Genomic DNA, 23,509 nt, shown 5'->3' with positions numbered 1-23,509 from the left:
AAATCATGGCCCGCGCGCCTATGGGATCATGGCGGCCGTGCAGCCCCCGATGGAGACCCTGCGCCGCGCCGCCGGCTCTCTCGGCGTCCTGGACTGGATCCGGGTCGGCGTCCTCGCGGCGGGGCTGCTGTTCGTCGCCACCGGCCTGCTGCCCGCCGATACCGCGCGGTCCAGCATCGGACGGATCGCGCCGCTGCTGCTGTTCCTGTTCAGCGTCATCGTCCTGGCGGAGCTGACCAAGGAGGCCGGGGTCTTCGACGCGATCGCGCAGCGGATGGCGAAGGCCGGGCGGGGCAACTACGCCGCGCTGTTCCTGCTGTGCGTGGCGTTCGCGTCCCTCACCACGATCTTCCTGAACCTCGACACGACCGCCGTGCTGCTGACCCCGGTGATGCTGGCGCTGGCAGCGCGCGCGCGGATCGCGACCCTTCCACTGGCGATGACGACGGTCTGGCTGGCCAATACCGCGAGCCTGCTGCTGCCGGTGTCGAACCTGACCAACCTGCTCGCCGCCGACCGGGTGGCGCTGGAGACTCGCGCGTTCGCGGCCCGCATGTGGCTGCCGCAGCTCGCGGTCCTGGCCGTCACCATGGCGCTGCTGTGGGCGTTCTACTGGCGCCGCCGCATGCGCGGTGAGGACGCCTACGACCCGCCCGCGCCCGCGCCCGTCCGCGACCGGGTGCTGTTCTCCGCCACCGGGGTCGCGTGCCTGCTGTTCATCGCCGCGATCCTCGGGGGCGTGCACACCGGGGTCCAGCTCGGCGTCGCCGCGACCGTGGCCGCGGCCGTGGCCGTCGCCGCCTTCGCCGTCCGCGACCGGTCGGCGCTGCGCCCCTCCCTCATCCCGTGGCAGCTGATGGTGTTCGTCACCGGGCTGTTCCTGGTCGTGCCCACGCTGGAACGGTTCGGGCTGGACGACGCGATGGTCGCCTTCGTCGGCCATGACGGTGACGCCCTGGGCGCCTTCCGCGCGGCGTTCTCCGGAGCGGGGCTGTCGAACGTCCTCAACAACCTTCCCGCGTATGTGGCGGGGGAGTCGGCCGTACCGGCGTCCAACCAGGAGCAGCTGCTCTCCCTGCTCATCGGGACGAACGTGGGGCCCGTCATCACCCCGTGGGGTTCGCTCGCCACGCTGCTGTGGTTCGAGTGGTGCCGCCGGTGGGACGTGCGCGTCCCCATGCGCAAGTTCGTCCTGACGGGAGCGGTGCTGGCCGTCCTGGGGTGCGCGGCGTCGGTCGGGGCCCTGCTGCTGACCCGGTAAGCGCGCCCAGGGCGGCTGTAGGAGCGGCGCTAGAAGGCGATGTGGAAGCGGCCGTCGGGCCGGGCTATGCGCGTGGTGGTCTCCAGGAGGCGGTCCAGGAGGTCCGGGCGCGCGGCCACGAAGCTCAGCTCCGACGCCGGGCGGTCGATGCCCAGCTCGTAGGGGAGGCCGTCCAGGCGGCGCAGCTCCGCGCCGGCCTCCGCGGCCAGGATCGCCCCGGCGGGCAGGTCCACGGTCTCGGGCAGGTAGCCCACGATGCCGTCGATGTCGCCGCGGGCGAGCATCGTCCAGGCCACCAGCGGCGCCCACAGCTGCAGCATGCGCGCGCACCGCTTCTCCAAGGCCGCGCGCAGGGCGAACGCCGCGCGATCCTCCGAGGTGACCTGGTGCCCCTGCGTCCACGCCAGGACGGGGTTGTCCTCCCGGCCGGAGCGCGGACGGTCGGGCAGCCTCAGCTGTGCGCCGTCCGGGCCCAGGGTGCCTCGTCCCCGCACCGCAGACCACGTCCGTCCAGAGACCGGATCGTGGACGACTCCCAGGACCGGCTCGGCGCGCGCGCACAACGCCAGCCCCACCGCGTACACGGGCATGCCGATCGCCACGTTGTTGGTGCCGTCGAGCGGGTCGACGAGCCAGACCATGTCCTCGCCGGGCGCACCGTCCAGGACGCCCGCCTCCTCCGCGATGATGCGGTGCCGCGGATACGCGGCCCGCAGCCGTCCGACGATCAGCTCCTCGGCGGCCGTGTCCAGCGCCGTGACCACGTCCCCGCCGGTGCCCTTCGGCCGGACGTCCAGGGGACCGGCCATGCCGGCGCTCAGCAGGGCGCCCGCGGCCTCGGCGGCGTCCACCGCCACCCGGCGGGCCTCGGAGAGATCGACCGGAAGGGCCGCGGGCGGGGTCGTGGATCTCATCGGGCCTCTCCAGTCGGGGTCCGGCGGCGGCCTACCGGCGCGCCGAGCAGTGGGCGGCGGCGATCTTGCGCGCCGAGCGCCGCAGGGCGCGCTCGGTGTCGGTGTGATCGGAACGTGACCTGTGCACGCGGTGCGTGGGCGTGTCGAAAGGGCCGAGGGACAGGTCGCCGCCGCCCGGCGTCTGCCGGCCCAGGGCGACCGTGGCCGCGTCACTGCCCCCTTCTATGAGCGTGCTGTGGAACACCCCCGCGGGCAGGGTGTACGACTCGCCCGTCCGGTGCGCGGTGGAGCGGCCCGGCAGGCAGTTCACGGCGCGCCCGGTCGCCCTGAGCTCGTCCACGTCGCCGTGGCTCACGACCTCGAACACCTGCTGCGGCGCCCTTCCGGCGGCCTCCTCCACGTCCACCCGCACGTTCCGCACCGTCCCGTACAGGACGAAGCTGAGCAGCTCCCAGCTGTGGCAGTGCACCGGCGACGTGGTGGACGGGGCCGGCCGGACCTCGGGCGTCCAGATGTGCAGGCACACGCCGAGGTCGCCGCTGCGCTCCACCGGCAGGCACAGGAAGCCCAGCGGGTGCCGCACCGCCGGGACCGGCGGCGCGCCCGCGGCGAGGCCGCCGAGGATCTCCGCCAGGACGCCGCCCGCCCACGCCGGCAGCGTCCGCGCCGCGGTCCCGGCGCGGATCTGCGCGCTGATCTCCTCGTACCTCACCGCCGCGGCCTCACTCGTAGGGGTCCTTCGCCCGCAGCGCCTTGCGGATGATGTCGATGACGTCCCGGTCGGTGTAGCCGTGCGCGAGCTCGATGCCGGTCACCTCGAAGAGCTTGCGGACCTCCTCGACGGTCGGCTCCTCGTCCAGCGGCGCCAGCCGCGCCTGCTCCACCGGGACGCGGCGCGCCTGGTCCAGGCTGGTCTGCAGCTCCGCGCTCACCCAGCTGTAGTAGAACTTCGCGTTGTCGACGACCAGCGCCTCGCCGCGCGGGTCGTCGCGGGTCACCACCAGGCGGGACGCGGCCAGGTCGTAGCGCAGCGTCGTCATGGTCTGCGAAAGGCCGATGTCGATGTCGAGCATGGCGAACCGCTGCTTGTGCCAGCACGCCGCCAGGATCGTCGCGTACGCCTCCTTGCGGGTGCGCTCCAGCGTCCACGGCTCGCCCGTCGCGTCCGGGCCGTCCGACACCGAGCGGCGGTGGCGCGCGTACGCCTCGCAGACCTCCACGTTGGTGGGGTCGAGGATCTCCACCCGGAACAGCAGCGTGCGCCGCTCCCGGCGCGCCGCCGCCACGCACTCGGGCAGCGTCCGCGCGCGGATGTAGGTGCCGGTGCCGCCCTTGAAGAACCACCGGTCGGTGTCGCGGCGGGCCTCCGCCAGGACCTGCGCGACCTGCGCCCCGCTGATGACCCGGACGACCGTGCTCTCGTCCAGCGCGCGCTGGGTGTCGGACAGGACGGTCTCGAACCCCTGGATGTGGGTCAGCTTGTCGCTCAGCTCACCGAGCGTCACCGACGACGACCGCAGCGTGTCGCGGACCTCCAGCTCGACCGGGATGCGCCGGCCCCGGTCCCGCAGCATCGACGTCGCCAGCAGGCCGATCACCGCGAGGATCCCGCTGTTGGTGATCTCGTCCTCGTTCGGCAGGTTCACGCCGAGCCCCAGCACCGCGACCACGATCGCCAGCACCAGCGCGATCACCGCGTCGGCGTTCTTCCCGAGCCAGTTGGCGAATCGGGTCATGTTCCGGTCGCACCCCGTCCTAGTCGGCGCCGTCATCGTAACCACAGGGTCCGGACCGCGGAAAAGCTCCGCAGGTAAGGGGTTCGGTGTCTCGCGCGCCCGGGTGTGCTTCCGGTCGCCATAGACTCCTCGCATGCGCGTGAGGGGCTGGTGGACGGGGGCATGGCCGACCCGGCGTTCCCGCGCGCTCGACGTCTTCCTCGCCGTGACCCTCGCCTGCGGCGACAGCGTGTTCCTGTGGTTCGCCGACCAGCGGTTCTGGCTGCCGCCGTCCGTGGTGTCGGCGTGCAGCGTCGTCCTCGGCCTGGCGCTGGTCGTGCGGCGCTCCCACCCCGTCGGCCTCGCCCTGTTCGCGGTCGTCTTCTCGACGGTGACCGGGGCGGGCGCCTTCGCCGGCCTGATCATCCTTTACTCCCTGGCCGCGTACGCGTCGTCCCGCAGGACGGTCCTGACGATCGCCGTCGTCGGCTACGCCGCCGGTCTGGCGTTCCCGGGGCCGACGGCGAGGACCGAGACCTTCATCGCGCAGGCCGTGTTCGGCATCGCGTTCATCGCCGTCCCCGTGCTGCTCGGCCTTTACATGGGCGCGCGCAAGCAGCTGCTGGCCTCTCTCCAGGAGCGTGCCGCCAGGCTGGAACGTGAACAGCACCTCCTCGCAGAGCGCGCGCGGGGCGAGGAACGCACCCGCATCGCGCGGGAGATGCACGACGTGGTCGCCAACCGGATCAGCGTCATCGTCGTCCACGCGGGCGCGCTCAAGGCGATCGCCGGCCGCGACCCGGTCCGCGCCGCGGAGACCGCGACCGTGATCGGCGACATGGGCCGGCAGGCCCTGGAGGAGCTCCGCCACGTCGTCGGCGTCCTGCGGCAGGGCGAGGAGGCCCTTCCCCAGGAGGCGGTGACGCTCGCCCACGTCCGCGAGCTGGTCGGCCAGTCCGGCGCCGCCGGGCTCCGCGTCGACCTGGCCGTCCGCGGCGAGGAGCGGCCGATGCCGATCGCCGTCGGGCGGACGGTGTACCGCCTCGTCCAGGAGGCCCTCACCAACGTCCACAAGCACGCCGGGGCCGCCGACACCCGCGTCGACCTGGGGCTGCTGCCCGAGGCGATCGAGGTGGAGATCATCAACGCCCCGCCCACCGCCGGGCCCGAGCACCGGCTGCCGAGCGGCGGCAACGGCCTGGTCGGTCTGCGCGAGCGGGTCACCGCGCTCGGCGGCAGCTTCGAGGCCGGGCCGCACGGCGGCGGCTACGCCGTCCAGGCGCGGATCCCGCTGCCCGCCTCCTGATCCGCCCGCCTCCTGATCCGCCCGCCTCCTGATCCGCCCGGCTCCTGACCCGGCCGCCTCCTGACCCGCCCGCCGGCGGCCCGCCGACCGGCGCGGACGCGGAATGTCGGAGGCCCTGAATACAGTTGTGGGGAAGCAGGGAGTACGCCGAGCAGGGGGAGCCGCCGATGCGCCCAGTCACCGACCTGCGGCGCCGCGTGGCGCCGTTCGAGGTCGTCACCGAGATGACGCCGTCGGGCGACCAGCCGCAGGCGATCGCCGAGCTGACCGCCCGCGTCCAGGGCGGCGACAAGGACGCGGTGCTCCTCGGCGCCACCGGCACCGGCAAGACCGCCACGATCGCGTGGCTGGTGGAGAAGCTCCAGCGGCCCGTCCTCGTCATGCAGCCGAACAAGACCCTCGCCGCACAGTTCGCCAACGAGCTGCGCGAGATGCTGCCGAACAACGCCGTCGAGTACTTCGTCTCGTACTACGACTACTACCAGCCCGAGGCGTACATCCCGCAGACCGACACCTACATCGAGAAGGACTCCTCGATCAACGACGAGGTCGACCGGCTGCGGCACTCGGCGACCAACTCGCTGCTCACCCGCCGCGACACCGTCGTCGTCGCGTCGGTGTCCTGCATCTACGGCCTCGGCACCCCGCAGGAGTACGTCGACCGGATGGTCCGGCTGCACGTCGGCCAGGAGATCGACCGCGACGACCTGCTCCGGCAGCTCGTCGGCATGCAGTACACCCGCAACGACCTCGCCTTCACCCGCGGCACGTTCCGGGTCCGCGGCGACACCATCGAGATCATCCCGCAGTACGAGGAGCTCGCCGTCCGGATCGAGATGTTCGGCGACGAGATCGAGAAGCTCGCCACCCTGCACCCGCTCACCGGCGAGCTGATCACCGAGGACGACGAGCTGTACGTCTTCCCCGCCTCGCACTACGTCGCCGGCCCCGAGCGCATGGAGCGCGCCATCCGCGACATCGAGGCCGAGCTGGAGGAGACCCTCGCCGTCATGGAGCGGCAGGGCAAGATGCTGGAGGCGCAGCGGCTGCGCATGCGCACCGCCTACGACATCGAGATGATGCGGCAGGTCGGCACCTGCTCCGGCATCGAGAACTACTCGCGGCACATCGACGGCCGCGGCCCCGGCACCGCTCCCAACACCCTCCTCGACTACTTCCCGGAGGACTTCCTCCTCGTCATCGACGAGTCCCACCAGACCGTCCCGCAGATCGGCGCCATGTACGAGGGCGACGCGTCCCGCAAGCGGATGCTGGTCGAGCACGGGTTCCGGCTGCCGTCCGCGATGGACAACCGGCCGCTGAAGTGGGAGGAGTTCCTCGACCGCATCGGCCAGACGGTCTACCTGTCCGCGACGCCCGGCACCTACGAGATGAACCGGGTCAAGGGCGACGTCGTCGAGCAGGTGATCCGCCCGACGGGGCTCATCGACCCCGAGATCGTCGTCAAGCCCACCAAGGGGCAGATCGACGACCTCGTCCACGAGATCCGCGAACGCACCGAGCGCGACGAGCGGGTCCTCGTCACCACCCTCACCAAGAAGATGGCCGAGGACCTCACCGACTACCTCCTGGAGCTCGGCATCCAGGTGCGGTACCTGCACAGCGAGGTCGACACGCTGCGCCGCATCGAGCTGCTGCGCGAGCTGCGCGCCGGCGAGTTCGATGTCCTGGTCGGCATCAACCTGCTCCGCGAGGGCCTCGACCTGCCCGAGGTGTCGCTCGTCGCGATCCTGGACGCCGACAAGGAGGGCTTCCTGCGCTCGGAGACGTCCCTCATCCAGACGATCGGCCGCGCGGCGCGCAACGTGTCCGGCCAGGTCCACATGTACGCCGACACGGTCACCCCGTCGATGGAGCGGGCGATCGACGAGACCAACCGGCGCCGCGCCAAGCAGCAGGCGTACAACACCGAGCACGGCATCGAGCCGACGGCGCTCCGCAAGCGCATCGCCGACATCCTCGACTCCCTCGTCCGCGAGGACGCCGACACCGAGACCCTCATCGGCGGCGGCGGGCGCCAGCAGTCCCGCGGCAAGGCGCCCGTCCCGGGCCTCGCGTCCCGGACGAAGGAGGTCGGCCGGCACGCCGCCGACCTGGTCGGCGAGCGCCCCCGCGAGGAGCTGGAGGCGCTCATCGAGCAGATGACCGACCAGATGCACCAGGCCGCCACCGACCTGCAGTTCGAGCTCGCCGCCCGCCTCCGCGACGAGATCAAGGAGCTGAAGCGCGAGCTCCGCGACATGCGCGAGGCCGGCGTCAAGTAGTAGCCCGCGCCGCGCTCGCCGACCCGGGCGCGATCATGGCGGGGGCGCCGGGCCGGCGATCAGACGGGCGGTCGCGGGTCGGTGCCCGCGGCGGGTCAGGTGAAGGACAGGACGACGCGGTCCTCGACGGGGCGGTAGCCGATGCGGCGGTACACGCCGTTGCTCGTCGGGTTGGCGAGGTCGGTGAACAGCACGACGTCCTCGGCGCCCGCGTCCAGCGCCGCCCGCGTGGCGGCCGCGGTGACGGCGGCGCCGTAGCCGCGGCGGCGGTGCTCGTCGGGCGTGTAGACGGGCGCGATCCGGGCGACGCCCGCGGCGGTCGCCGTGCGGCCCGCCAGCGCCACCGGGAGCCCGCCGTCCTCCCACAGCGTGATGAGGCCGTCGTCGAGCCTGCTCAGGAGCACCGCCGGGTTCGGATCGCCGTGCCCGCCGGTGTCCCGGTGGAAGGCCCGGGACCAGTCGGTGACCAGCTCGCGGTCGGCGTCGCCGCCGGTGCGGGCGGCGCCGCCGGGCGCAGGGTCGGGCGGTTCGAGCCGGGCCAGCCGGTGGAGCCGCTGCCGCAGCGCGACCCGGCTCGGCGCCCCGGTGCGGCGCGTCCACGCGGCCGCGAACGCCGCCGCCGTCTCGGGCGTGCCGTTGACGGCCCCGACCACCGGGGCGCGCTCGGCCAGCACGTCCGCCAGCTCCCGCGCGGCCCGCTCCGGCATCGCGCTCAGGAGCGGCGGATAGCGGTCCGTCGTCCACAGGCACGTGCCCGCGATGTCCGCGCCCTCCGTCCACCACCCGAACAGCGCGTGCGGGTAGAGGTCGCGGTGCCGCATGGACTCGGTCAGGGTCAGCGTCACGGTGTTGCGGACGGGGTCGCTCCGCAGGAAGGCGCCCGCCCGGCCGGTGAACTCCTCGTGATCATCGCTCAGCGTCCATCCCATGGTCGAGGATGGGCACTCCCCGCCCCCGCCCGCATCCCATTTTCCGAAGCGCCGCCCGCCGCGCTCAGCGCGCGCGGCGCTCCGCGCCCGGCGGCGGGACGGTGATCAGCGGGGTGAGGTAGCCGTCCGGGACGTCCTCCCCGACGGGCCGGCCCTCGGCCTCCACCCAGGCGTGCGCGCCGAACGGCGGCAGCGTCCGCACGCCCGCGCACCAGGTGGGCCATCCGCCGCCCATCCGGCAGAGCAGGACGGTCGCCAGCGAGCGCGGCAGGCAGCCGCGCGGGCTGAGGCAGGCGAGGCTCACGGCGCGCACGGCGTCCCGCGCCGCCAGCGCCTGGTCGCGGCGGGCGGGGCGGGCGCCCCGGCGCAGGACGCCGAGCACGGCCCGGATGCGGCCGGGCGGCAGCAGCGCCAGCAGCCGGGCCAGCAGGACCGCGGCGCGGGCCGCGGCGCGCCGCGCCGGCGGCACCCCGGCCGGGCGGCGCAGCGCGCTCGGGACCGTCACGGCGTCACCAGCCGGGCCGCGCGCAGCCGCTCGACCAGCGCCGCCACGTCCGCCAGCGCCCGCGCCGGGTCGACGTCGAACTCCGCGGCGAGGGCCGCGGCGGCCCCCGCGGCGCCGCACCCCTCCGCCAGCAGCCGCAGCACCAGCGCCGCGGTCGGGTTGAGCTGCCAGTAGTCCCCGCTGCCCTCGTCGAGCAGCACCGTCCCGTACCCGGTGTCGGCGGTGGACACGCCGGGCCGCAGCCGCAGGGTCATCCGGTCTCCTTCACTGAGGGGGCGGCGGCCGCCGCGCGGGGGCCGCCGTCGAGGGTCCGCAGCCACACCTCGCAGCCGACGGTGGAGTACAGGATCGCCTCGCGGAGCGCGGGGACGGCCGGCCGGGACGCCAGGTCGCGCAGCCGGGCCGCGTCGACGAGCCCGAGCCGGGCGAGCCGCGAGTCCTCCCACAGGGCCATCAGGTCGGTGCGGTGCACGCGCAGCCCGTCGGCGGCGTCCATGGACGCCTCCGCCTTGGTCGACCGCGTGAGGCAGGCGTCCGGGACGGTCCCGCGCATCGCCGCGACCAGCAGCGGCTTGTACTTCCACGGGGTGACCCGGTCCTCCGGGCGGACGGCCAGGCACGCGTCGATCACCCGGTCGTCCAGGAACGGGGAGGCCGTCGGCAGCCCGGCGCGGGCGCTCATCCGCTCCCACTGCCGGACGATGCGGGCGCAGGCGCGGATGGCGTGCAGGTCGGCGTGCCGGCCCCGGTCGGGCGCGAGCGGCTCGGCGGCGCGGGCGGCCTCCCGCAGCACGTCCGCCGCCATCCGCTCGGCGTCCGGGGTGACCCAGCCGAACAGCCGGGGCGGGTCGTCCCAGCCGAGCGCCCCGGCGGCGGGCGGGGCCGGCGGGAGGCGCAGCCCGGCCGCCGCGTCCGCGAGCCAGCGGCGGTATGTGCGGCCGTCGGCCAGCGCCGCCGCCATCGGGCCGAGCGGCCAGTCGAACAGCGCGCGGAAGCCGCGCAGCCGCGGCAGCGCGAGCCGCGGCCGGCGGCGCAGCAGCCCGTGGTAGTGGGCCTCGGAGCACCAGGTGACGTGGTCGCCGCCGATGCCGGTCAGGTGCAGCCGGCTGCCCTTCGCCAGCAGCCGGGGGACGTGGCTGAGGACCCGGGCCCGGTCCATCATCCCGATGGACGGCTCGTCGAGGGCGTCGTCGATGTCCAGGAGCCCCGCGTACACCAGCGGCGACTCCTCGGCGGGCCAGACGGCGTGCTCGACGCCGGGCAGCCGGGCGGCGGCGCGGCGCGCCCACTCCAGGTCCTCGTCGGCGGGGTCGCGGCCGGGCCAGGTGCTCGCGACGACCCGCGCCTCGCCGCGCGCGGCGAGGAAGCACACCGAGGTCGAGTCGAGGCCGCCGGACAGGTCGCAGCTCACCGTCCCGCCGCCGGCCGTGCGCGCGTCGACGGCCGCGGTGAGCGCGTCCGCGAGGTCGGTGGCGCCTGCGGCCAGGGAGCGCTCGGCCTCAGGCGGCGTCCACCAGCGGCGCACGCGGGCGCCGCCGTCCGGCTCCAGGTTCAGCTGCTCGCCGGGTTCCACGGCGGTGAGGCCGCGCCACATCGGCGTGTGCGGCAGCGGATGCGGGAGCGGCCACAGCAGCCGCGCCGCGACCTGCCGCTCGTCGAGGCCGGCGCCGGCCAGCGCGGCGAGGACGTCGGCGCGGTCGGCGGCGACGGTCACGCCGCCGACCCGGGCGTGGAACAGCAGCCGCAGCCCGGCCGCGTCGCCCTGGACGCGGGTGCGGCCGTCCAGCGCGGCCACGAGGTGGAAGCTGCCGGGGAGGGTGCGGGCGAGCCGGTCCAGCGCGGTGAGGCCGGTGAGCCGCCCCGCCTCGCGGCGGAGCCGGTCGGCGGGGGCCGGGGTGCCGAGGACGGCGATCCGGGCGGGGCCGGCCTGCGCCGCGGTGATCGCGGCGCCGGGCCAGTTCCCGATCAGCCAGGGCCGTCCGGAGGCGTACCGCAGCGTCCGGTCGTGCGGGATGGCCGAGGCCACGGCGAGGGCGGCCGGGTGGTCCGGCAGGACCACGAAGAACGCCTCGCCGCGGCCCGGCATGCCGTTCGGTTCGGGCATGTGCGTCAAGGGGCCGCTCGTCAGTTCTTGCTGAGCACGACGCGGTCGTTGCCGTGCCGGCCGAGCAGGCCGGTCACCTTGCGGAACGAGCCGGCCGCCACCAGGACGGGGGTTTCGTACGGCTTCATCTTCTCTCCCTGTGCCGGGGCGTGCATTTCCTTGGAGGAGCTCCCAATTCCGCCCTCGCGAAAGGCGAAACGAGCGGAGTATGGCACCGCGAATGCGTGCCGCGCCACTTGGTGAATTCCTGTACCCGCCGCAATGCCGGGGGAGCGGGCGTGTCCGGAGAATCGGACCAAATACGAATAAGTCGAGCAGGTTGTCCGGCGGCCGACCGTCCGATAATGCGCGCGGGCTAGCCGCGCGGACATTCTTCGGTGGCTTTCCGGTACATCACAAGGTCGACCGCGCGCCAGGGAGATGGCACGGCCCGTGCTCATTTGCGCGCCGTGCCGAGGGAGGCCAATCGGCGGTGACCGAGCGCGCCGCACCGGTAGCGTGACCGGCATGACGGACAAGACCGGCGACCGGATGCTCGGCTGCCTGTTCGGCGGCGCGGTCGGCGACGCGCTCGGACGCCCCGTCGAGGGCATGGCGCTCGCCGAGATCCGCGCCGCGCACGGCCCGGCCGGCGTCACCGGGTTCGCGGGGCGGGGCGAGATCGGGGAGGCGACGCAGCTGGGGCTGCTCACCGCGCAGGCGGGCGTCCAGGCGTCCATCCGGGCCCGCGCGAGGGGCATCGGCGGCGCGTACTTCGGCCTCGTCCAGTCCAACTACCTCGCGTGGCTGCGCGCCCAGGGCGAGCCGCTCCCCGAACAGGACCTGCACGTGAGCGGCCCCGCCCTGCGGGACCCGGCGGTGACGGCCCGCCGCGGCGCGGGCCGCACCACCCTCGCCGCCCTCCGCAAGGCCGCGGCACGCGGCAAGCCCGGCTGGCCGCTCGGCCGGGTCGACGAGCCCGTCAACGACTCCAAGGGCTGCGGCGGGACGATCCGCGCCGCCGCGGCGGGGTTCGGCCACCCCGACCGCGCGGCCGTCTTCACCCGGGGGCAGGGCACGGCGGCCCTCACCCACGGCCACCCCTCGGGCCACCTGCCCGCCGGAGCGTTCGCCGTCGCGGTGTCCTCACTCGTCCACGGCGCGTCCCTCGGCGACGCCGTGGAGCACGCCATGGCGGAACTGCGCGAGCACCGCGGCCACGAGGAGACGACGGCCGCGCTGGAGCAGGCGGTCGGCCTGGTGCGCGGCGGTCCGCCGGACGCCGCGCGGCTGGAGGGCCTCGGCCGCGGCTTCACCGGCCCGGAGGCCCTCGCCATCGCCGTCTACGCGGCGCTGGCGGCGGAGGCCGCGGGCGGGTACCCGCTGGAGATCGTCCCGCGCGGGCTGCTGCTCGCCGTCAACCACTCCGGCGACAGCGACGCCACCGGCGCCGTCTGCGGCGGCCTCCTCGGCGCCCGGTACGGGGCGCGGGCCGTCCCCGAGCACTGGCGCGCGGGCGTCGAGGCGGCGGCGGTCATCGCCGAGCTGGCCCACGGCTCCGCGGTCGAGTTCGGCCCGCGGCCGCCCGCCGACGCCTACGGTGAGCCGCCGATGGACTGGCACATGCGCTACTACTCCTGACGCGGGCCGGGTCAGGCGGTGCGCGGGGCGACGAGCCCGGACTCGTAGGCGAACACGACGAGCTGCGCGCGATCCCGCGCGCCCAGCTTGATCATCGCCCGGCTGACGTGCGTCTTCGCGGTGGTCGGGCTGATCACCATGTGCGCGGCGATCTCGTCGTTGGACAGCCCGCGCGCCACCAGCGCGGTGACCTCCCGCTCCCGGTTGGTCAGCACGCCGAGCGCGCCGGGCGCGGGGCCGGGGCGGCGCGCGACGTACTCGCCGATCAGCCGGCGGGTGATCGCGGGGGACAGCAGCGCGTCGCCGCGGGCCGCGACCCGGACGCCCTGCACCAGGTCGGCGGGCTCGGTGTCCTTCACCATGAAGCCGCAGGCGCCGGCGCGGAGCGCGTTGAAGACGTACTCGTCGAGGCCGTAGTTGGTGAGGATCACGACGTGGACGCCGCTCAGCCGCTCGTCGGCCGCGATCAGCCGGGTCGCCTCGATGCCGTCCATCACCGGCATCTGGACGTCGACGAGCGCGACGTCGGGCCGGTGCTCGGCGGCGAGCGCGACGGCCTCCTCGCCGTTGGCGGCCTCGGCGACCACCTCGATGTCGTCCTCGATCTCCAGCAGGGCCCGGAAGCCGCCGCGGATGAGCGCCTGGTCGTCCACGAGCAGCACGCGGATCACGCCGGCTCTCCCAGCGGGAGCTCGGCGCACACGGTGAAGCCGCCCTCGGGGCGGGGCTCGGCGCGCAGCCGGCCGCCGAGCGCGGTGACCCGCTCGCGCATGCCGAGCAGGCCGGTGCCGGGGACGGGCGGCGCGTCCGGGTCGGCCTTGCCGTCGTCGTCGACGCGCACCACCAGGCCGCCGTCGGCGTAGTCGATGCGCACGGCGGCGGCCGCGCCGCCCGCGTGCCGGGAGACGTTGGTGAGGGCCTCCTGGACGATCCGGTACGCGGCCCGGTCCACCTCGTCCGGCAGGTCGCGGCGGACGCCGGAGATCGTCAGGGTGGCCGGGAGCCCGGTGGAGCGGGCCCGCTCCACCAGGTCGTCCAGCCGGTCGAGCCCGGTGGCCGGGCCGTCGGACCCGGCGTCGCCGCGCATCACCTTCAGGGTGGCGCGCAGCTCGCGCATCGCCTCGCCGCTGGCCTCCTGGATCACCAGCAGCGCGGGCGGCACGTCCTCGCCGCGCCGCCGCGCCACGTGCACGGCCACCCCGGCCTGCACCCTGATGATCGAGATGCTGTGGGTGAGGGAGTCGTGCAGCTCCCGGGCGATGCGCAGCCGCTCCTCGCTCGCGCTGCGCAGCGCCGCCTCCTCGCGGGTCCGCTCGGCCTCGGCGGCGCGGTGCTCGACCTCCTCCAGGTACGCCTGCCGGTGCCGGGCGACCGTCGCGGCCACGCCGGCCGCGACGAACCAGCCGAGCATCAGCGACGTGCTCTCCAGGTCGTCGATCGGCCCGCCGTCGCCGGGCAGCCGGGCCGCGAGGTCGGCGCCGAGGAAGGCCGCGCCCGCGAGCGCCGGGGCCGCCCGGTGGCCGGCCCGCACCGCGGCGAACACCGCCACCAGCACCGGGAAGACGGGCGACGGGCCCGGCTGGGCGTGCACCATGACCGCGAGCATGCAGGCCGTGCTGACCAGCAGCGCCGCCAGCGGCGCCCGCCGCCACGCGACGAGCGCGAGGCAGCCGGCGAGGGCGAGCGCGACGTCGGCGGGGCCCGCGTCCGGCGCGGCCACGACGAAGACCACCGGCAGGACCGCCACCACCGCGGCGAGCAGGGCGTCCTGGGCGAGCGGCCGCCACCCGTCCAAGAAACTCATCTGCGTAGATTATGGCGCTTTCCGGGCGGTGTGCCTCCGCCGCACGTCGCAGAACCCGGCTACTCCCGGGGAAGTAGGCCGGCGGTTCCTGCTCCCCGGGTACCGGACGGAGGAGTCTTCCCCGGCAGGACGACCGCGGACCGGCCCGGACACGACGATGTCCGGCATGCGCACGAGTCAACGAAGGCAGTCCCGCGCGGCCCCAGGAGGGCGGCGATGACGATCAGGGAATCGGCGCGGACGGCACCGGCCGCCGCCCCGGAGGCGCGGGCGGGGCTCGTCCTCGCCGCGGTCGCCGTCGTGCAGTTCATGGTGTCGCTGGACCTGTCGGTGGTGAACGTCGGGCTCCCGGAGATCGCCGCCGGGCTCGGCTTCGGCCCGGCCGGGCTGACCTGGGTGATCCACGCCTACGCGCTCACCTTCGGCGGGCTGCTGCTGCTCGGCGGGAAGGCCGCCGACCGGTACGGGCGCAAGCGGGTCCTGCTGGCGGGGCTCGGCCTGTTCGGCCTCGCGTCCCTGCTCGGCGGCTTCGCGCAGGCGCCCGGCCACCTGGTGGCGGCGCGCGCCGCGCAGGGCATCGGCGCCGCCGCGCTGGCCCCGGCCGCGCTGGCGCTGCTGGCCGACGCCTTCCCCTCGGGCCGCGCGCGCGTGCGGGCCTTCGGGATCTGGAGCGCGGTGAACGCCGCCGGCGGCGCCCTCGGCGTCCTCATCGGCGGGGTCCTCACCGAGTACGCGAGCTGGCGCGCGGTGATGTTCGTGAACGTGCCGATGGCCGCGGTCGCGCTGGGCATGGCCTGGCGGGGCGTCGCCGCCGCCCCGCCGCCGGTGCGCGGGGGACGCCCGGACGTGCTCGGCGCCGTCCTCGCCACGGGCGGGCTGACCCTGCTGGTGTTCGGGGTCGTCCGCGCGGACCAGCACGCGTGGACGTCGGCCCCGACGATGGCGAGCCTGGTGTCCGCCGCCGTGCTGCTGGCCGCGTTCGTCCTGGTCGAGCGGCGCACCACCCGCGACCCGCTGGTGCGGCTCGGCCTGTTCGCCAACCGCTCGGTCGCCGGCGCCAACGCCTTCATCCTGCTGACCGGCGCCGCCATGGCCTCGGCGTTCTACTTCATGTCGCTGTACCTCCAGCGGGTCCTCGGGCACGGCGCGGCGCTGACCGGCGTCATGTTCGTGCCGTTCGCCCTCGGGGTGATCGCGGGCTCCGTGCTCGCCGTGAAGCTCGGCTACCGCTTCGCGCCCCGCCGCCTCCTGGCCGCCGGCGCGGCGCTGGGCGCGGCCGGGTTCGCCTGGTTCGGCCTCATCAGCCCGGACGGCTCGTACGGCGTGGACGTCCTCGGCCCCGCGGTCGTCGCCAGCACCGGCTTCGGGCTGTGCCTGGGGCCGATCGTCTCCATCGCCACCGGCGGCGTCGCCCCGGCCGAGACCGGGGTCGCCTCCGGGCTGCTCAACAGCTCCCGCCAGATCGGCGCGTCGCTCGGCCTGGCCGCGCTCGGCACCGCGGCGAGCGACCGCGCCGGCGGCGCCGCCACGCCCGCGGCCCTCAACGACGGGTACGCGCTCGGCCTGACCCTCGCCGCGGTCCTGCTGGCCGCCGCCGCCCTCATCGCCCTCACCGTCCTGCCCAGGACGAGCCCGCCGCAGCAGGAAGGAACCTCCGCATGACCGTCGCGCCGATCGACCTCTTCGGGGCACCCGTGCACCTCCAGCGGGGCGGCACCGTCCGCACCGGGAGTGCGGCGGGGCCCCTCGACCTGGACGGCTGGCAGCTCCGGACGTTCCATGCCAAGACCGCCGCCGACGTCCACGCCGACCACTGGGAGGTCCACCCCGAGGCCGACGAGGTCGTGTCCTGCCTCATCGGGAAGATCCGCCTCTACCTGCGCCCGGAGCGGGCGGGGCAGCGGGAGGAGGAGATCCGGCTGACGGCCGGGACCGCCGCCGTCGTCCCGCGCGGGCGCTGGCACCGCATCGAGCTGGACACCCCCAGCACGATCATGGCCGCGACCCTGCCGCGCGGCAGCCGCCGGGAGAAGCGGTCCGGCGCGACGGGGGAGCGGTGAGCGCGCCGGGGCTGCTGCGCCCCTACCGGTGGAGCTTCACCGCAGTCGTGGCCCTCCAGGTGGTCGGCGCCGTCGCGGGGCTGGCCCCGCTGCTGGCGGTCGTCGAGCTGGGCCGCGCCCTGCTGTCGCCCGGCCCGCTCGACCGCGGCCACGTCTGGACCGCCGTCGTCGCGGGCGCGGCCGGGCTGCTCGTCCGGCTTCTGGCCACGGGCGCGGCGTCGGCGCTCGGGCACCTCCTCGACGACCGGGTGCAGCTGGACTTCCGCCGCCGGCTGGCCGCCCGGCTCGGGCTCGTGCCGATCGGCTGGCTGTCGCGCCGCCGGACGGGCGAGCTGGCGAAGGTCGCGGGGGAGGACGTGAGCGCCGTCCACCCGTTCATCGCCCACACCCCCGGCGAGCTGGTCTCCGCGTTCGTCGTGCCGGCGGTGTCGCTGGCCTACCTGTTCACCGTCGACTGGCGGCTCACGCTCATCACGCTGATCCCGGTGGCGCTGGCGGTGGCGACGGTGCCGCTGATGATGACCCCCGCCCGGCTGCGCGAGCAGAAGGAGTTCGACGCGGCGATGGGGCGGATCTCCGACTCCGTCGTGGAGTTCGTCCAGGGCATCGCGGTGGTGAAGACGTTCGGCGGTGGCGAGCGCGCGCACCGCGCGTTCTTCACCGCCGTGGACGCCTTCACCACCTCCTTCTACCGGATGGTGCGCGGCCTCGCCGGGACCGCCGCCGCGATGCAGGTGGTGCTGTCGCCGCCGTTCGTGCTGCTGGTGGTGCTGACCGGCGGCGCGGTGCTGATCAGCGAGGGCGGCATGCCCGCCGCGGACCTGCTGCCCTTCCTGCTGCTCGGGCTGGGGCTCACCGCGCCCGTGGAGGCCCTCGGCCACGGCTTCGACGACATGCAGGCCGCCCGCCGCGCGGTCGGCCGGATCCGGGACGTGCTCGACGTGCCGGCGCTGCCGGAGCCGGCCCGCCCGGTCGCGCCGCGCGGCCACCGGGTGGAGCTGCGCGGCGTCCGGTTCGGCTACGACCCGGGCCGGGAGGTGCTGCGCGGCGTCGACCTGGTCCTCGAACCGGGGACGGTCACCGCCGTCGTCGGGCCGTCGGGGAGCGGGAAGTCCACGCTCGTCCAGCTCCTGCCGCGGTTCTTCGACCCGGACGAGGGCGCCGTCCTGCTCGGCGGCGCGGACCTGCGCGAGATCGGGAGCCGCGAGCTGTACCGGGCGGTCTCCTTCGTGTTCCAGGACGTCCGGCTGCTGCGCGCGCCGGTCGCCGACAACATCGCGCTCGCCGTACCGGGGGCCGGGCGCGACGACGTGGTCCGCGCCGCGCGGCTCGCCGACGTCCACGACCGGATCATGGAGCTGCCGCGCGGCTACGACACCGTGATCGGCGATGAGGCGCGGCTGTCGGGCGGCGAGGCGCAGCGGATCGCGCTCGCCCGCGCGCTGCTCGCCGACACCCCCGTCCTGGTGCTGGACGAGGCGACCGCGTTCGCCGACCCGCGGACCGAGCGGGCGGTCCGCCGCGCCCTCGCCGCGCTGAAGGGCGACCGGACGGTCCTGGTCATCGCCCACCGCATGGAGACGATCGCCGACGCCGACACCGTCGTGGTCCTGGAGGACGGGGCGGTCGCCGAGCGCGGCCGGCCCGCCGACCTGCTCGCCCGCGGCGGGCGGTTCGCCGCGCTCTGGGACGCCCACCGGTCGGCGGCCGCCGACGGGAACGACGCCGTGCCACAGGGAGGCATGCCCCGATGATCCGACTGCTGCTGCGCGTGCTGGGACCCGAGTACGCCCCGCCGGTGCGCCGCACGGTGGCGCTGATGACGGCGACCGCGGTGGTCGAGGGGCTGGCCTGCGCGCTGCTGGTCCCCGTCCTGCGGGAGCTGTTCGGCGGCACGCCCGGCGACGCCCGCCCGTGGCTGATCGCGTTCGGCGCGGCGGTCGCGGGGTACGCGGTGCTGCGCTACGTCAGCGACCTGTCCGGTTTCCGCGCCGGGACCACGCTGCTGGACGGCATGTACCACCGGCTCGGCGACCACCTCGCCCGGCTGCCCGTCGGCTGGTACGGGCCGGGCCGCGTCGGGGAGGTGTCGGTCCTGGCCGGGCCCGGCGTGCTGCAGGCGATGAGCGTGATCGCCCACCTGCTGGCGCCGTACATCTCCGCCTGCGCGACCCCGCTGACGATCGTCGCCGTGATGCTCGCCTGCAACTGGCAGCTCGGGCTGGCGGCGCTCGCCGCCGTCCCGCTCGTCGCGCTGATCCAGGTGTGGGCGGGGCGCTCGACGGCCGCCGCCGACGAGGACCGCCACCGGCGCGCCCACGAGGCGACCGGGCGCGTCATCGAGTACCTACAGGCCCAGCCGGTGCTGCGGGCCGGGGGCCGGACCACCGAGCGCTTCCGGCTGCTCGACGACGCCCTCGCGGAGCTGCGGCGCGCGTCCCGCCGCACGACGCTGTCGGCGCTGCCCGGCGCCCTCGGCCTGTCCCTCGCGGTGCAGGCGGTGTTCACCGGGATGCTGGTCCTCGGCGCCCACCTTGCGCTCGGCGGGGACGTCGGCGCGGCGGAGCTGCTGGCGGTCCTGGTGCTGGCCGCCCGCTGCGCCGACCCGCTGCTGGCGCTGTCGGAGTTCGCCGGCCGGATGCGCGCGGCGCGCTCCCAGCTGGCGCGGCTGGACGAGGTGCTGCGCACCGAGCCGCTGCCGGAGCCTGCCGAACCGGTCCGGCCGGTGCGCCGCGACGTGGAGTTCGCGTCCGTCACCTTCCGGCGGGACGACCGCACCGTGATCCGCGGCCTGTCGCTGGCGGTGCCGGAGGGGCGGCGGCTCGCCGTCGTCGGCCCGTCGGGCGCGGGCAAGAGCACCCTGCTCCAGCTCCTCGCCCGCTTCTACGACGTGGACGAGGGGGCGGTCCGCGTCGGAGGGGTGGACGTGCGCGAGATCAGCACCGACGTGCTGATGGAGCAGATCGCCGTCGTCTTCCAGGACGTCTACCTGTTCGACGGCACGATCGAGGAGAACGTGCGCCTCGGCCGTCCCGGCGCGGGCGACGCGGAGGTACGGGCGGCGGCGACCGCGGCCCGGCTGGACGAGGTGGTCGAGCGGCTGCCCGGCGGATGGGGCGCGAACGTCGGCGAGGGCGGTGCGCTGCTGTCGGGCGGCGAGCGGCAGCGGGTCTCGATCGCGCGGGCGCTGCTGAAGGACGCGCCCATCGTGCTGCTGGACGAGGTGACCTCCGCGCTGGACCCGGTGAACGAGGCGGCGGTCCACGCGGGCATCGAGCGCCTTATGGCGGGCCGGACCGTGGTGATGGTGGCGCACCGGATGCGGACGGTCCGCCGCGCCGACCGCATCGCGTTCCTGGACGGCGGCCGGATCGTGGAGGAGGGCACCCACGACGAGCTGCTGGAGCGCGGCGGCCGCTACGCCGAGTTCTGGGACCTGTCGCTCGCGCCGGCGGCGGCGCGCCCGGACGGCGGCTAAATGGGCGGCGGCACGCGGCCGCGCCGCCTACGATCGCGGCATGGGGTACGAGGTGCGGCCGGCGCGGCCGGCGGACCTGCCGCGGCTGGCGGACATCGAGAACTCGGGCGACGCGATGTTCCGGGAGATCGGGATCGTGTTCCCGCCCGGCCCGACCGTGATCGAGCAGCTGATCGGTGACGGCGCCGCCCGGATCGTGGTGGCGGGCGACCCGGCGGTGGGCTTCGCGGCGGTCGAGGAGGTCGACGGCGCCGCGCACCTGGAGCAGATCTCGGTGCGCGGCGACCTGACCGGGCGGGGGATCGGCGCCGCGCTGCTCGCGGAGGTCATGGCGGGGGCGGCGGCGTCCGGGGCGCCCGGCGTCAGCCTGCTGACGTACCGGGACGTCCCGTGGAACGGCCCCTGGTACGCCCGGCACGGCTTCGCGGAGCTGCCGGAGGAGCGGTGGGGCCCGGGGCTCGGGTCCTACTGGGCCGCCGAGATCGAGGCGGGCCTGCACGACCTCGGGCCGCGCGTCGCCATGTGGGCGCCCTGCCCCCAATAACGGATCTACAATGTAAAGGCGGGAACCGGCGGCGGCGCGCGGACGTCTGCCTGAGGGACGTGGAGGAGGACGCTTGATCAGCCCGGTCGCACGGCTGCGGGACCGTCTCGGCGAGCGCCGCGCCGCGCTCGTCCTCCTCGCCGTCCTGCTGGCACTGGCCGTCGTCCCGGTGGTGGCGCTGCCCGCCGCGCGCTGCGAGGTGTTCGGCGCCGGATGCCGGACGCCCGTCCCGGAGCAGCGCGCCGACCCGGTCGCCGCCGAGCGGGCCCCGACGCCGCTGGAGGCGGCCACGCGCGGCGCCTACGTCGCGCTCGGGGACTCCTACTCGGCGGGCGTCGGCGCGGAGGCGACCCCGGCCGACCACAACCCGCTCGCCCGCTGCCACCGGACGTCCAAGGCGTACTACCACGAGGTCTCCCAGGCGTTCCGGTTCGCGAAGGGCACCTCGTTCTGGGCCTGCTCGGGCGCCACGACCCGCGACGTCCTGAAGGGACGGCACGGCGAGCCACCGCAGATCGGGCGCATCGGGCGCGACACCAGCCTGATCACCCTCAGCATCGGCGGCAACGACGTCGGGTTCTCCAAGGTGCTCGCCGGCTGCGTGGTGAAGCTGCCGTGGAGCAAGAGCTGCACCCGGCAGGGCGAGGAGATCGCCGGGAAGATGGCCGAGCTGCGCCAGAGCCTGCCGTCCCTGCTCGCCGACATCACCGCGCGGGCCCCCGGCGCCCGGGTGGTCGTGATGGGGTACCCCAAGGCGTTCTCCGAGGTCAGCGGCGTGGACGCGGACAACATCACGGTGTCGGACCAGCGCTGGCTGAACGCCCGCGCCTACGAGCTGGGGCAGCTGATCCGGCAGTCGGTCGCGGAGGCCGACGCCCGCAAGGCGGCCACGCGCGCCCCCGGCAGCGTCGAGTTCGTCGACGCCTACGGCGCGTTCGCCGGGCACGAGGTCGGCAGCCAGAACGCCTACATGAACGGCCTGGCGCTGAAGCTGCCCGCCCTGGAGGCCGAGCCGCGCAGCTACCACCCGACGGTCTCCGGCCAGCACGCCCTCGCGCAGCTGTTCATCGAGCAGATCAAGAAGGGCCCGGGCCGCCCGCTGTCCTAGCGGGGGAGCGCGCGGTTCGTAGGCTGGGAGGGGACGTCCCGTCGAGGGAGGACCCGATGGCCATCACGGTGGCGCTCGCCGGGGACACCATGCTCGGGCGCGGTGTGGGGATCCGGATCGCCGAGTCCGGCCCGCACGGCCTGTTCTCCGGCGGTGTGCGCGACGCGTTCGCGGAGGCGGACCTGGCGCTGCTGAACCTGGAGTGCTGCGTCTCCGACCGGGGGCGGCCCTGGGACGCCCCGGGCAAGCCCTTCCACTTCCGGGCCCCGCCGGACGCGGTCGACGTCCTCGCCGAGCTGGGCGTCGACTGCGTGACGCTCGCCAACAACCACGCCCTCGACTACGGCGCCGACGCGCTGGCGGACACGGTCGATCTCCTGGAGCGGGCGGGCATCCGCACGATCGGCGCCGGAGAGGATCTCGCGGCGGCGGAGGAGCCGGCCGTGCTGGAGGCGCGGGGCACGCGGGTGGCGGTGGTGGGCGTCACCGACCACCCGGCCGACTTCGCCGCGGGGCCCGACCGCCCCGGTGTCGCCTTCACCGATCTGCGCGAGGGCGTCCCGGACGACCTGGCGCGGCGGATCCGCGAGCTGCGGGACGGCGTCGGCACCGTGCTCGTCATGCCGCACTGGGGCCCGAACATGACCTCGGAGCCGCCGCGCTACGTCCGCCGGGCGGCCCGGAGCCTCGTGGACGCCGGCGCGTCGCTCGTCGCGGGCAGTTCGGCGCACGTGTTCCACGGTGCGGCCCCGCCGGTCGTGTTCGACATGGGCGACTTCATCGACGACTACATCGTCGATCCGATGCTCCGCAACGACCTGGGCCTGCTGTTCCTGGTCACCGTGGACGAAGGGCGGCCCTCCCGGTTCGAGGCGGTGCCGCTCCGGCTGGACTTCGCCCGCACGGAGTGCGCGGAGGGCGCCGACCACGCCTGGATCACCGAGCGGTTCACCGCCGCCTGCCGCGCCTTCGGGACGGACGTCGCCGTGCGGGGCGGCCGCCTCGTCATCGGCGGGCTATAGCGGGTCGCCGAGCGGCCCGTACTCGTCCACCAGCGCCTCGGCCCAGTGGGCGGCGAAGTCCGGTCGCGTGCCGTCGGCGTCGGTGAAGCCGTACTCCTCGTAGAGACCCCAGGTGGCCAGCGCCCGGCCCGACTTGTCCATGATGTTCGGGTCGGCGGCCAGGGCGGCGACCGCCCGTCCGAGATAGGCGGGGGACTCCGAGTACGCCCGGTCAGTATCCCCATGGTTCCTCCCTGCCCGTGCGGAGGTGCGGCGCGTCCTCGCGGACGTGCGGTGCGAGGACGGCGCGGATTTCCTGGCGGAGCCGCTCCGGCAGCGTCCCCTCGCGGTCGAGGGCCCAGCTCAGGCCGGTTCCCGCGACGACGGCCCGGATCGTCCGGGCCAGGGCGCGGGTGTCGGTGCCGGGGCGGAGCTCGCCGCCGGCCGCCGCCTCGCCGAGCAGCAGCTCGATCACGCGGCACTGCGCCCGGTGGACGGCCAGGGCGTGCTCGTGCAGCTCGGGGTCGGTGAGGTCCGCGCACAGGAAGGCCAGGTGGTTCGCGAACCGCTCCGGCGTGGACATCTCGGACATCCCCTCGACCGCGAAGGCGTCGAGCGCCGCGAGCGCCGACGCGTGCCCCGCCCTCGCCCGCTCGTGCAGCGCGTCGGCGTCCCGGACGGCGGACGCGGCCAGCGCCACCAGCAGCCCGCGCTTGGACCCGAACCGCTGGACGAGCGTGCCCGGCACCACCCCCACCTCGCCTGCCACGGCGGCGAGGGTGAGCCGGGCCGGTCCGACCCGTCCGATCACCTCGACCGCCGCCCGCAGGATCGCCGCGTCGCCGACGCCCCTCGGCCGCCCCGCCATCGCACCC

The 23,509-nt window shown here is 75.3% G+C and carries 23 protein-coding genes; 11 read left to right on the top strand and 12 right to left on the bottom strand.

Features of this window, described 5'->3' with window-relative positions:
* Positions 1-37: 37 nt before the first annotated feature.
* Complete coding sequence (locus ACGFI1_RS01115) at positions 38-1,261, top strand: ArsB/NhaD family transporter (RefSeq protein ID WP_392781797.1); 1,224 nt, start codon at positions 38-40, stop codon at positions 1,259-1,261.
* Between the two features lie 29 nt (positions 1,262-1,290).
* Here the strand turns inward: ACGFI1_RS01115 and ACGFI1_RS01110 are convergent, their stop codons facing one another.
* From ACGFI1_RS01110 to ACGFI1_RS01100, 3 genes are read right to left on the bottom strand one after another with little or no spacing between them, the layout of a single operon-like run.
* Positions 1,291-2,175: an inositol monophosphatase family protein gene (locus tag ACGFI1_RS01110; protein WP_138636229.1), complete on the bottom strand. Its 885-nt coding sequence runs from the start codon at positions 2,173-2,175 to the stop codon at positions 1,291-1,293.
* Positions 2,176-2,206: 31 nt separating this feature from the next.
* Positions 2,207-2,887, bottom strand: coding sequence for a hypothetical protein (locus ACGFI1_RS01105; RefSeq protein ID WP_386868652.1), 681 nt, complete (start codon positions 2,885-2,887; stop codon positions 2,207-2,209).
* Between the two features lie 10 nt (positions 2,888-2,897).
* On the bottom strand, positions 2,898-3,911 hold the full coding sequence (locus ACGFI1_RS01100) for a hypothetical protein (protein ID WP_138636231.1): 1,014 nt from the start codon (positions 3,909-3,911) through the stop codon (positions 2,898-2,900).
* Between the two features lie 133 nt (positions 3,912-4,044).
* On the opposite strand from ACGFI1_RS01100, the gene ACGFI1_RS01095 reads away from it, so the two are divergent.
* Positions 4,045-5,196 (top strand): sensor histidine kinase, encoded by a 1,152-nt coding sequence (locus tag ACGFI1_RS01095; protein WP_392781795.1) that lies wholly within the window; start codon positions 4,045-4,047, stop codon positions 5,194-5,196.
* Between the two features lie 167 nt (positions 5,197-5,363).
* Positions 5,364-7,481: an excinuclease ABC subunit UvrB gene (uvrB, locus tag ACGFI1_RS01090; RefSeq protein WP_386868646.1), complete on the top strand. Its 2,118-nt coding sequence runs from the start codon at positions 5,364-5,366 to the stop codon at positions 7,479-7,481.
* 95 nt (positions 7,482-7,576) lie between these two features.
* On the opposite strand, the gene ACGFI1_RS01085 is transcribed toward uvrB, so the two are convergent.
* From ACGFI1_RS01085 to ACGFI1_RS01065, 5 genes are all read right to left on the bottom strand, one after another.
* A complete protein-coding gene (locus ACGFI1_RS01085) occupies positions 7,577-8,410 on the bottom strand; it encodes a GNAT family N-acetyltransferase (RefSeq protein ID WP_392781792.1) in 834 nt (277 codons plus the stop codon).
* Between the two features lie 64 nt (positions 8,411-8,474).
* Entirely contained in the window at positions 8,475-8,915 is a 441-nt protein-coding gene (locus ACGFI1_RS01080) for a lasso peptide biosynthesis B2 protein (protein ID WP_392781789.1), read from the bottom strand.
* Complete coding sequence (locus ACGFI1_RS01075; protein WP_138636236.1) at positions 8,912-9,169, bottom strand: lasso peptide biosynthesis PqqD family chaperone; 258 nt, start codon at positions 9,167-9,169, stop codon at positions 8,912-8,914. The genes ACGFI1_RS01080 and ACGFI1_RS01075 overlap by 4 nt, the downstream gene beginning before the upstream one ends.
* Positions 9,166-11,019, bottom strand: a complete 1,854-nt coding sequence (locus ACGFI1_RS01070) for a lasso peptide isopeptide bond-forming cyclase (RefSeq protein ID WP_392781787.1) — start codon at positions 11,017-11,019, stop codon at positions 9,166-9,168. The genes ACGFI1_RS01075 and ACGFI1_RS01070 overlap by 4 nt, the downstream gene beginning before the upstream one ends.
* Positions 11,020-11,039: 20 nt before the next feature.
* Positions 11,040-11,147, bottom strand: a complete 108-nt coding sequence (locus tag ACGFI1_RS01065; RefSeq protein ID WP_138636238.1) for a keywimysin-related RiPP — start codon at positions 11,145-11,147, stop codon at positions 11,040-11,042.
* 379 nt (positions 11,148-11,526) lie between these two features.
* On the opposite strand from ACGFI1_RS01065, the gene ACGFI1_RS01060 reads away from it, so the two are divergent.
* On the top strand, positions 11,527-12,639 hold the full coding sequence (locus ACGFI1_RS01060) for an ADP-ribosylglycohydrolase family protein (protein ID WP_392781784.1): 1,113 nt from the start codon (positions 11,527-11,529) through the stop codon (positions 12,637-12,639).
* A gap of 11 nt (positions 12,640-12,650) precedes the next feature.
* Here ACGFI1_RS01060 and ACGFI1_RS01055 read toward each other — a convergent pair whose 3' ends face one another.
* The gene (locus ACGFI1_RS01055) at positions 12,651-13,310 is read right to left on the bottom strand and encodes a response regulator (protein WP_392781781.1); all 660 of its coding nucleotides are present in this window, start codon (positions 13,308-13,310) and stop codon (positions 12,651-12,653) included.
* The gene (locus ACGFI1_RS01050; RefSeq protein ID WP_386868635.1) at positions 13,307-14,443 is read right to left on the bottom strand and encodes a sensor histidine kinase; all 1,137 of its coding nucleotides are present in this window, start codon (positions 14,441-14,443) and stop codon (positions 13,307-13,309) included. The genes ACGFI1_RS01055 and ACGFI1_RS01050 overlap by 4 nt, the downstream gene beginning before the upstream one ends.
* 216 nt (positions 14,444-14,659) lie before the next feature.
* Here ACGFI1_RS01050 and ACGFI1_RS01045 point away from each other — a divergent pair, with 216 nt between their 5' ends.
* The 7 genes from ACGFI1_RS01045 (at position 14,660) to ACGFI1_RS01015 (ending at position 22,655) form a co-directional block, all read left to right on the top strand.
* On the top strand, positions 14,660-16,105 hold the full coding sequence (locus ACGFI1_RS01045) for an MFS transporter (RefSeq protein ID WP_392781778.1): 1,446 nt from the start codon (positions 14,660-14,662) through the stop codon (positions 16,103-16,105).
* Positions 16,102-16,503 carry a cupin gene (locus ACGFI1_RS01040; RefSeq protein ID WP_392781775.1) on the top strand — a complete coding sequence of 134 codons (402 nt, stop codon included), beginning with the start codon at positions 16,102-16,104 and terminating at the stop codon, positions 16,501-16,503. Before ACGFI1_RS01045 ends, ACGFI1_RS01040 begins: the two co-directional genes overlap by 4 nt.
* The gene (locus ACGFI1_RS01035; RefSeq protein WP_392781772.1) at positions 16,500-18,257 is read left to right on the top strand and encodes an ABC transporter ATP-binding protein; all 1,758 of its coding nucleotides are present in this window, start codon (positions 16,500-16,502) and stop codon (positions 18,255-18,257) included. The genes ACGFI1_RS01040 and ACGFI1_RS01035 overlap by 4 nt, the downstream gene beginning before the upstream one ends.
* Positions 18,254-19,981, top strand: a complete 1,728-nt coding sequence (locus tag ACGFI1_RS01030) for an ABC transporter ATP-binding protein (protein ID WP_392781769.1) — start codon at positions 18,254-18,256, stop codon at positions 19,979-19,981. The genes ACGFI1_RS01035 and ACGFI1_RS01030 overlap by 4 nt, the downstream gene beginning before the upstream one ends.
* Positions 19,982-20,021: 40 nt before the next feature.
* The gene (locus ACGFI1_RS01025; protein ID WP_392781766.1) at positions 20,022-20,525 is read left to right on the top strand and encodes a GNAT family N-acetyltransferase; all 504 of its coding nucleotides are present in this window, start codon (positions 20,022-20,024) and stop codon (positions 20,523-20,525) included.
* A gap of 73 nt (positions 20,526-20,598) precedes the next feature.
* On the top strand, positions 20,599-21,633 hold the full coding sequence (locus ACGFI1_RS01020) for an SGNH/GDSL hydrolase family protein (protein ID WP_392781764.1): 1,035 nt from the start codon (positions 20,599-20,601) through the stop codon (positions 21,631-21,633).
* Between the two features lie 56 nt (positions 21,634-21,689).
* The gene (locus ACGFI1_RS01015; RefSeq protein WP_392781761.1) at positions 21,690-22,655 is read left to right on the top strand and encodes a CapA family protein; all 966 of its coding nucleotides are present in this window, start codon (positions 21,690-21,692) and stop codon (positions 22,653-22,655) included.
* Here the strand turns inward: ACGFI1_RS01015 and ACGFI1_RS01010 are convergent.
* Positions 22,650-22,796 (bottom strand): hypothetical protein, encoded by a 147-nt coding sequence (locus tag ACGFI1_RS01010; protein WP_392781758.1) that lies wholly within the window; start codon positions 22,794-22,796, stop codon positions 22,650-22,652. The genes ACGFI1_RS01015 and ACGFI1_RS01010 overlap by 6 nt on opposite strands.
* 70 nt (positions 22,797-22,866) lie before the next feature.
* Positions 22,867-23,502: a TetR/AcrR family transcriptional regulator gene (locus ACGFI1_RS01005; RefSeq protein WP_392781755.1), complete on the bottom strand. Its 636-nt coding sequence runs from the start codon at positions 23,500-23,502 to the stop codon at positions 22,867-22,869.
* Positions 23,503-23,509 lie beyond the last annotated feature (7 nt).

This window comes from Actinomadura geliboluensis (assembly GCF_043197915.1).
GTDB classification, from domain to species: domain Bacteria; phylum Actinomycetota; class Actinomycetes; order Streptosporangiales; family Streptosporangiaceae; genus Spirillospora; species Spirillospora geliboluensis.
Note: the sequence above shows the minus strand (reverse complement) of the source record. Positions and strands in the feature narration are given on the sequence as shown.

Bases quoted from the DNA above. Each gene is read 5' to 3' on its own strand.
- ACGFI1_RS01110 (WP_138636229.1), bottom strand. From the start codon at position 2,175: ATGAGATCCACGACCCCGCCCGCGGCCCTTCCGGTCGATCTCTCCGAG.
- ACGFI1_RS01100 (WP_138636231.1), bottom strand. From the start codon at position 3,911: ATGACCCGATTCGCCAACTGGCTCGGGAAGAACGCCGACGCGGTGATC.
- ACGFI1_RS01095 (WP_392781795.1), top strand. From the start codon at position 4,045: ATGCGCGTGAGGGGCTGGTGGACGGGGGCATGGCCGACCCGGCGTTCC.
- uvrB (WP_386868646.1), top strand. From the start codon at position 5,364: ATGCGCCCAGTCACCGACCTGCGGCGCCGCGTGGCGCCGTTCGAGGTC.
- ACGFI1_RS01085 (WP_392781792.1), bottom strand. From the start codon at position 8,410: ATGGGATGGACGCTGAGCGATGATCACGAGGAGTTCACCGGCCGGGCG.
- ACGFI1_RS01075 (WP_138636236.1), bottom strand. From the start codon at position 9,169: ATGACCCTGCGGCTGCGGCCCGGCGTGTCCACCGCCGACACCGGGTAC.
- ACGFI1_RS01070 (WP_392781787.1), bottom strand. From the start codon at position 11,019: ATGCCCGAACCGAACGGCATGCCGGGCCGCGGCGAGGCGTTCTTCGTG.
- ACGFI1_RS01065 (WP_138636238.1), bottom strand. From the start codon at position 11,147: ATGAAGCCGTACGAAACCCCCGTCCTGGTGGCGGCCGGCTCGTTCCGC.
- ACGFI1_RS01060 (WP_392781784.1), top strand. From the start codon at position 11,527: ATGACGGACAAGACCGGCGACCGGATGCTCGGCTGCCTGTTCGGCGGC.
- ACGFI1_RS01050 (WP_386868635.1), bottom strand. From the start codon at position 14,443: ATGAGTTTCTTGGACGGGTGGCGGCCGCTCGCCCAGGACGCCCTGCTC.
- ACGFI1_RS01045 (WP_392781778.1), top strand. From the start codon at position 14,660: ATGACGATCAGGGAATCGGCGCGGACGGCACCGGCCGCCGCCCCGGAG.
- ACGFI1_RS01040 (WP_392781775.1), top strand. From the start codon at position 16,102: ATGACCGTCGCGCCGATCGACCTCTTCGGGGCACCCGTGCACCTCCAG.
- ACGFI1_RS01030 (WP_392781769.1), top strand. From the start codon at position 18,254: ATGATCCGACTGCTGCTGCGCGTGCTGGGACCCGAGTACGCCCCGCCG.
- ACGFI1_RS01025 (WP_392781766.1), top strand. From the start codon at position 20,022: ATGGGGTACGAGGTGCGGCCGGCGCGGCCGGCGGACCTGCCGCGGCTG.
- ACGFI1_RS01015 (WP_392781761.1), top strand. From the start codon at position 21,690: ATGGCCATCACGGTGGCGCTCGCCGGGGACACCATGCTCGGGCGCGGT.
- ACGFI1_RS01010 (WP_392781758.1), bottom strand. From the start codon at position 22,796: ATGGACAAGTCGGGCCGGGCGCTGGCCACCTGGGGTCTCTACGAGGAG.
- ACGFI1_RS01005 (WP_392781755.1), bottom strand. From the start codon at position 23,502: ATGGCGGGGCGGCCGAGGGGCGTCGGCGACGCGGCGATCCTGCGGGCG.